Here is a 6,540-nt window from a genome sequence, read left to right as displayed (position 1 = left end):
CCCATTACTTACCCGGTTAGCTTCTTGGAGCGCATTTGATACACCAATCATGGTGTTTGCAAACTTATCAACATCAATTAGATAGTCTTTAACGGCTTCTCCTTCAAAGACAACATGGAATTCACTTGCTGTCCTCAATTTTTGCCATTTAGATCCCTCCATAATACTCTACTAACCGCAATGGGCTCCATTAAGCTTTCGAAATGTTCCAACCCTATTTTTTGGGAGTTATTTTCTTAGTAAAGATTAAATAACCAAATCAATGGGTTTAAAGACATCTGGTGTTCTAGAGATATTCTTAAGAAAGAGTGGCACTGCTAGTGCTGTATAATGAGGGTTGCTATGACGGTACATCCTATATTCCCAGAACTCATAACGTGCCATGTTCAAAGCGGTTGCATTTCACCTGAAATTCAAAACAGAATGAGTTTTATTGAGAGGTATATTTATGCTCGTTATGTGTAACACATAACGAGGTGCAAATCTATCGCTTTGATTTTGAGGAGTGATTAGGATTTTGAGGATGATAATGATGCGGATTGATCAGGCTCGTTATGTATTGCCGGGAATCCAGGGTACATAATGAGCCTCCGGGCTATCAAAAAGAGGCGTTCAATTGCCCGCATTGTAATGCTTTTGCCCATCATTACTGGGTCGATTTGCTGCATAAAAATACTCACTCTAGAGGTACTGGAATTCAGCATCTTGGATCAGTTAATAACCATAATTCTGCGGCTTTTTGTGCTAGATGCGGGCAATTTTCGGTTTGGATTAACAAAAAGATGCTCTATCCCGGATACTCAGTTGCACCGTTACCTTCTGAAGACATGCCGGATGATGTTAAAGTTGATTTCTTTGAAGCAAGAGATGTTGTAAACTCTTCGCCGAGGGCCGCAGCTGCACTGTTAAGACTCGCGTTACAGAAACTTATGCCTCATCTTGGGGAAAAGGGGAAAGATTTAAATACGGAGATTGCGAGCCTTGTTAAGAAAGGATTACCGCAGCAAATTCAGCAATCATTGGATTGCATACGGGTTATTGGAAATAATGCAGTCCATCCGGGGCAAATAGATTTGAAAGATGATCTAAAGACCGCAATTGCCCTTTTTGACCTGCTCAACATGATCGTACAGGTAATGATTACCCAACCTAAAAAAATCTCAGATTTGTACAAGAAACTACCCGAAAGTTCAGTAAAACAAATACAGAAGAGAGATGCTACCGGCTGATTTGTGTTTGTCTTAGTGAAAGATGGAGGCACGCCTATCAATATCTGACCCCTAACTACTACCTCCATTTCTCCTCAGTTCCCCTCCTTTCCCATATGGTTTCTTCTGACAAGATTGTGGTCTGTCTCTCATGCGGCAACCGGCAAAAACACTGTTTATGAGAGTTTTCAAAACCGTTTTAAAATGGGGCAACTTGGCATTACCTCCCTGATAGTAGTCTGCCGGGCGGCCCTTAGGATAGCGCTCACTCTAGGCGTTGCCATGAAGTGGGGTATCCTAACAGGTTCCTAATCCTGAGAACATCAAGAAGGTGCAGGAATTTCTTAACTCCTCTCATCTGCTTATGCCCTTTCGTATACTTGAAGTCGAAAGGTTCGAGGATATCCTCTTCTGTTTCGGTAATCAGGAACCGACCAACACCAGAGATATCCATTTATGGTTTTCTTGGTGTTCTCATCTTCTTTAACCTCATGGTCCATCAACTGAACAAATCCCCCCGGTGCGTTTCGTAAAGAACGTTATAGGTCCTGAACCCTGATGCTTCAGTTAACCCACCGTTATTACCATTACATGGTGTGCGCGAGGTTCTGGAAAAATTATCAAAGCCTTCTCCGGAGTCAGAATCGGAAACAGGTTCGGTTATGACGTCGCCTTCACACGGCGAAGTTCGGGCGTTCGAATCGCCCCGGGCCCATCCCGATTCTCCTATTAAGACACTTCATGACTTCGATTCGTTAAATGCGTGTCTGGATCTCCATTCTTCCCGTCATCCGATCTCTTCTCCAAGGATCCGGTCACTTCATCGCTGTATCGGGTGGCGAGACCAGAAGTCTGAGAGCGCTTCGGCCATGCCTCGGGGATTCTGCATCTGCAGCCCATGGGCAGCGCCCGGAAGGAGGAAACCCTGGATGTTGGGGAACCAATCGAGCATCAGTCGCTGCGTCTCCCCAAAACGCGCCCAGAGTGCGATACTTTCGCTGCCATAGATCGCGAGCACGGGCTGCCGGATTCGCGAAGCTTCGCCTTCCCCGAAACTCCACGCCAACAAAGCAGGTATCTCCTGCTCGAAAGTCGTCGAAGCATCGGCGACGGCCTGATCGAACGCCCCTGGCAGTATCTGTTCTAGCGTCGTTCGGTACCCCTTACCGAACCGTGCTTGTAGGAACTCATCCACCAGTTGTTCGGGATTCTCGTTCCGGAACCGTTGCCAGCCTTGCTGCAAGGAATCCCGGTAGGAAGGACCCGAGGATCCTACGATGAGCGCCGGTTCGAGGAGAGCCAGCGAATGGACAATGTCCGTATCCTCTAGAGTAAGCTGCAGGGCAATACAGGCACCCAGGGAGTGTCCTAAAACGTGGGCACGCGGGACGCCCAGATGATGCAGCAGGGCCTCGCTGTCCGCAGCCTGCTGGGCAATACTAGTGGAAGATTTGGTGCGGCTACTACTCCCGTAGCCACGGCGGTGATACAGGATGAGGCTAAATTTCTCAGTCAGTATGGGCTCCTTCACCAACGGCATTAAGGAGTCCGCGATGAGCGCACCATGGATGAGGAGAGCGGGCTCTCCAGACCCGTATACTTCGTATGCCAGGGTGGCACCGTCTACTTCAACAGTATCCATATGTCCTCCGCCTCCTCTCAATCCAGCCTCACGCGCTCACGGGATACCCAGGTTGCACTTAGTGGATAAAAACGTTTCATCTCACCAATGATCCGCGATTCTTGAGTGTGCTGGTTTGGGTCGTGTGGTTGTTATGGAGGGTGAAAATCATCTTCAAAAACTCTGCGCATATGAATCCTCCATTTCCATGGAATTCCTGGGAGGGGTAGGTATTTGGGAAAATAGCATTTCAGGTGAGATGGCAGGGACCCGGACACCATCCCGGCTCTTTACAACACTTCGAGCACGTTCCCGACCACAGACTCAAGATCCTCACCCGAACACGCGATGGTGAGATCGGCATACCTCTCGTAGAGCGGGATCCGCTCATCGTACATCCCGCGGAGACTCTGGCCCGGAAGGAGGACTATCCCCCGGGTCGTGATATTCTTGAGCCTCGCCTCCATCTCCTCATATGAGATCTCCAGGTATACGACCACCCCTGCCGACTTTAGGTGTGCCATCGCATCCCCGCTGCACACCACGCTGCCGCCCGTCGCGATCACTGCATGGCGGGGCTGAAGGGAGAGGATCGTCTCCTTCTCAATCCGCTTGAACGCATCGGGTCCGTCCTCGTCAAGGATCTCCTGGAGCATCCTCCCGGTCCGTTCCTGTATCAGGATGTCCGTATCAATAAACTGCATGCCGAGGGATTTTGCGAGGATGACGCCCACGGTGCTCTTCCCGGCACCGGGCATGCCGATGAGGACGATGTTTTCGTGGTGGTGCATGGTGCCCCCGGAGCCCGACGGCGAGAAGGGCTCTTTGTTGATACTCTGGTGGGATTTCGGGGCGGATGAAGGTTTTGTTCGAAAAAAGTGCGCCTCCCCGGGTCATGCCCATACCACAGGGGGCAGGTTGATCAGGCGCTCAGGGTCTTCTGATGCCACTCAGACTCACGAAGACGACGATAACCCCGATGATGAGGGCGATCAGCCCGGATACCGCCCATACCGGGGACGGGCCGACGATCTCCTCGCAGTTCGCGATACAGAGTATGGGGCGTATACGGAGGAGCCCTGTGCCCTGCAGGAGCCAGAGCAGGCCGAGGAACGTTATGAATGCGCCGATGAGTGCGCCGGCGAGGTGTCTGGCTTTCATGCTCGATCGACCGGCACCTTTGGTGTAGGGTGAGATAATCCCTCCCCCTCGCACGATCATCCGGGGTAATAGCGGTCTGCGGTTTTTACAACCCTCACATCCGATATCGTATAACCAAACAACCACAGACGCCCCCTCACCCGGGCTACAGGTCGACAACGTCGTAGAAGTGTGGTTTCGGATTCCCGTCCATCAGGATATCACCTTTCGCGCGCAGAACCTCGTGCTCCTTGCTCGTATGCATCTTCATGAACGTGCCCTTACTCTGGTGCTCGACGATCGCCGCGTACGATCCCTTATCCGAGACCAGGAGCCTTCGTGAAATAAACCCGTCGTGTTTCATGAAGGCTGCATTGGACTCCTTGAACCATTCCTTAAACTCCTCATCTTTTCCTTTCTTGATCGGTGGAAACTCCACGATATTGACGAACATGACAACCTCTCCGGGAGACTTCAACAAGTAAGTATTCCCGGGCGAGCCTGTGTATAACCAGGAGCATATAGAGGTTTCTTCGAGCCTGAACGGTATCGTGCCGATCAATTACTATGGAGGGATCGGATACAGGGAGCCTGGTGGTTTTACAACCCTCGCCCTTCTGCAATTTGATAGAAAACCCGCGCTGCCCACCGGATGGGGACCCATGCGAGACCCGGGCTCTTTGATGTGATGGCGTTCCATATCAGTCAGGCGCCCTGCGACAAGTAGGGTTGAACAGGCTCCCGCGGGCCACGCCTACTGGAAGAATTAAGATTGGCTCGATAAGGGGAGGCGTCACTACGTGGACGTTCCGGTCAATCCGGTCTACCATGCGCTGGGCACGGTGGCGGAGTGGTACCTGCGGCGGCGGGTGCGGAGGGATCTGCGGGAAGTGGGGTGAGGAGGGGCGGATACAGAAGATAGGATCAGTTTGTTGCGATCGCTACGGAAATGAGTCATGACATGAGTCATGGATTCCTCGAAGGGGCAGGTGCTGCTCTACCATAGACTTCAATTCTTAATGAAAATAATCTCATGGAACTTCTTTTTCCAGACATTCATTTCGGAAGGGATATAAATAGATAGCAGTTGTTATTGAATATGGCGAAATGCTATTTCTGTGGTCGCCAAATTGAAGGACTACCCTATGTATGTAGGCGATGTGGAGGAACATTTTGTTCTGACCACAGATTGCCAGAATACCATAACTGTAGGGGAGAAAAGCATTCTTACACTAAAAATCGCAAAGGCCATTCTGAGCATAAAAATCACGTACGTAAATCTCCGAAAAAAAATCGCAGACATAAACATCCAAGAAAATCTCCCTCAAGAAGACTCACACGGCAAACCAAACAAAAGATTGCGAAAACTCTTGCCATTTTAGCGATTGTGGTGGCCCTTATTTTATTCTATCCTCAAATAGTTTTGTTTGTTTCTCAGTTAGAAGGCGGTTCTGGTGGATCTACTGCCCTGATGCAGCAGGACCCCTCATCAACAAAGGTGACCTTACCGGATACGACACCAGAGAATCAAGCGTTCAAGGCCTCGGATATCCCTATTATTGGCGACATTATTGACCCTTCCGAATCGTTTAAGAATTCACCAAAATCACACAGTTATCCCTACTATACTGGGGGTCGAAAAACCCTGAGTTTTACAACCTATGGTGGATTAAACGAGTATTTTTCAAAAGAAAGTCATACATACCGGTATGATTACGTGAATGAAGTCATAATGGAGTTGCTGAAAAACTCCTATCAGGATGAATACCTAGAACCTCTCATTGAGCAGATCGAAAAGACATCCAGTTCGCCGGATACTCAGGCTCGAGTGGCAATCAGCCTTGTCCAGCATATACCTTACAGCTGGAACCGGTATTCTGGGATGGATAGCGACTGGTATTACCCCTACGAAACACTTCACAATAATCAGGGGGTATGCTCCGACAAATCGTTGCTCCTGAGTTACCTCTTATGCCAGTTAGGTTACGATGTGGTTCTGTTTGAGTTTTCCGACCATATGGCGGTCGGAGTGAAGTGTAACAGCCAGTACGACTTCCAGAACAGTGGATATGCGTTCATCGAAACGACACGTCCAACAATAATCACATACGTTCCGGAGGATTATTTGGGAGGGTTTAGAGTTACGTCGGATGTGAAGATCATTCACGTACAAGGTGGAGATAAGTCCTTAGACGTGAGCGGGGAGTATCAGGATGCTCAAGAATTAAAGAAACTTGACTCGATGGGACAGGTCTTAGACCAGTATCACTACGCACGGTGGCAAGCACTCACACAGAAATATGATCTACTTTACGACACCTAATGTTAACCTAGTTTTTTGCCTTCTCCAGCGCCCCGCCCATGTTCATCTAGACCATTTCAGAATGATATACTGAGCGAGAACACCCTTCCATGGTGAAGGGGAAAATAAAGGATACAATGGAAGGGAACCTGGCAATGGTTCTCTGTGCGAGAACCAACCGCCGCTCACCGCTCGCTCAGAACAGTTACATTTTTCTGCAAAACAGATAACAGTTAATCAGATAGAAGACTCTAGAAGTATTGTTAAAG

General features: G+C 49.3%; 7 protein-coding genes and 1 pseudogene. 3 read left to right on the top strand and 5 right to left on the bottom strand.

Translation table 11 applies throughout. The features are described from left to right. The first annotated feature begins 554 nt into the window (after positions 1-554). A complete protein-coding gene (locus BP858_RS03820; protein ID WP_286878889.1) occupies positions 555-1,229 on the top strand; it encodes a DUF4145 domain-containing protein in 675 nt (224 codons plus the stop codon). Positions 1,230-1,473: 244 nt separating this feature from the next. On the opposite strand, the gene BP858_RS03815 is transcribed toward BP858_RS03820, so the two are convergent. The 5 genes from BP858_RS03815 to BP858_RS03795 all read right to left on the bottom strand — a co-directional run bounded on the left by BP858_RS03815 (position 1,474) and on the right by BP858_RS03795 (position 4,423). Then, positions 1,474-1,662: a hypothetical protein gene (locus BP858_RS03815; RefSeq protein ID WP_286878888.1), complete on the bottom strand. Its 189-nt coding sequence runs from the start codon at positions 1,660-1,662 to the stop codon at positions 1,474-1,476. Positions 1,663-2,028: 366 nt separating this feature from the next. After that, positions 2,029-2,850 carry an alpha/beta fold hydrolase gene (locus BP858_RS03810; RefSeq protein ID WP_286878887.1) on the bottom strand — a complete coding sequence of 274 codons (822 nt, stop codon included), beginning with the start codon at positions 2,848-2,850 and terminating at the stop codon, positions 2,029-2,031. Positions 2,851-3,119: 269 nt separating this feature from the next. Continuing rightward, a complete protein-coding gene (locus tag BP858_RS03805) occupies positions 3,120-3,620 on the bottom strand; it encodes a shikimate kinase (RefSeq protein WP_286878886.1) in 501 nt (166 codons plus the stop codon). 139 nt (positions 3,621-3,759) lie between these two features. Beyond that, positions 3,760-3,990, bottom strand: coding sequence for a hypothetical protein (locus tag BP858_RS03800; RefSeq protein WP_074175887.1), 231 nt, complete (start codon positions 3,988-3,990; stop codon positions 3,760-3,762). Positions 3,991-4,135: 145 nt separating this feature from the next. Further along, a complete protein-coding gene (locus tag BP858_RS03795) occupies positions 4,136-4,423 on the bottom strand; it encodes an antibiotic biosynthesis monooxygenase family protein (protein WP_074175888.1) in 288 nt (95 codons plus the stop codon). A 645-nt stretch (positions 4,424-5,068) separates the two neighbouring features. Here BP858_RS03795 and BP858_RS12335 point away from each other — a divergent pair. Beyond that, positions 5,069-5,179, top strand: a pseudogene (locus tag BP858_RS12335) (AN1-type zinc finger domain-containing protein); the annotation flags it as partial. Positions 5,180-5,356: 177 nt separating this feature from the next. Continuing rightward, the gene (locus BP858_RS03790; RefSeq protein WP_250317201.1) at positions 5,357-6,292 is read left to right on the top strand and encodes a hypothetical protein; all 936 of its coding nucleotides are present in this window, start codon (positions 5,357-5,359) and stop codon (positions 6,290-6,292) included. The last annotated feature ends 248 nt before the right edge of the window (positions 6,293-6,540 follow it).

The sequence above is a fragment of the Methanoculleus sp. UBA413 genome (genome assembly GCF_002502935.1).
GTDB classification, from domain to species: Archaea; Halobacteriota; Methanomicrobia; order Methanomicrobiales; family Methanoculleaceae; genus Methanoculleus; species Methanoculleus bourgensis.
Note: the sequence above shows the minus strand (reverse complement) of the source record. Positions and strands in the feature narration are given on the sequence as shown.

Coding starts and splice junctions, on each gene's coding strand:
- BP858_RS03820 (WP_286878889.1), top strand. CDS start 555: ATGTATTGCCGGGAATCCAGGGTACATAATGAGCCTCCGGGCTATCAA.
- BP858_RS03815 (WP_286878888.1), bottom strand. CDS start 1,662: ATGGATATCTCTGGTGTTGGTCGGTTCCTGATTACCGAAACAGAAGAG.
- BP858_RS03810 (WP_286878887.1), bottom strand. CDS start 2,850: ATGGATACTGTTGAAGTAGACGGTGCCACCCTGGCATACGAAGTATAC.
- BP858_RS03805 (WP_286878886.1), bottom strand. CDS start 3,620: ATGCACCACCACGAAAACATCGTCCTCATCGGCATGCCCGGTGCCGGG.
- BP858_RS03800 (WP_074175887.1), bottom strand. CDS start 3,990: ATGAAAGCCAGACACCTCGCCGGCGCACTCATCGGCGCATTCATAACG.
- BP858_RS03795 (WP_074175888.1), bottom strand. CDS start 4,423: ATGTTCGTCAATATCGTGGAGTTTCCACCGATCAAGAAAGGAAAAGAT.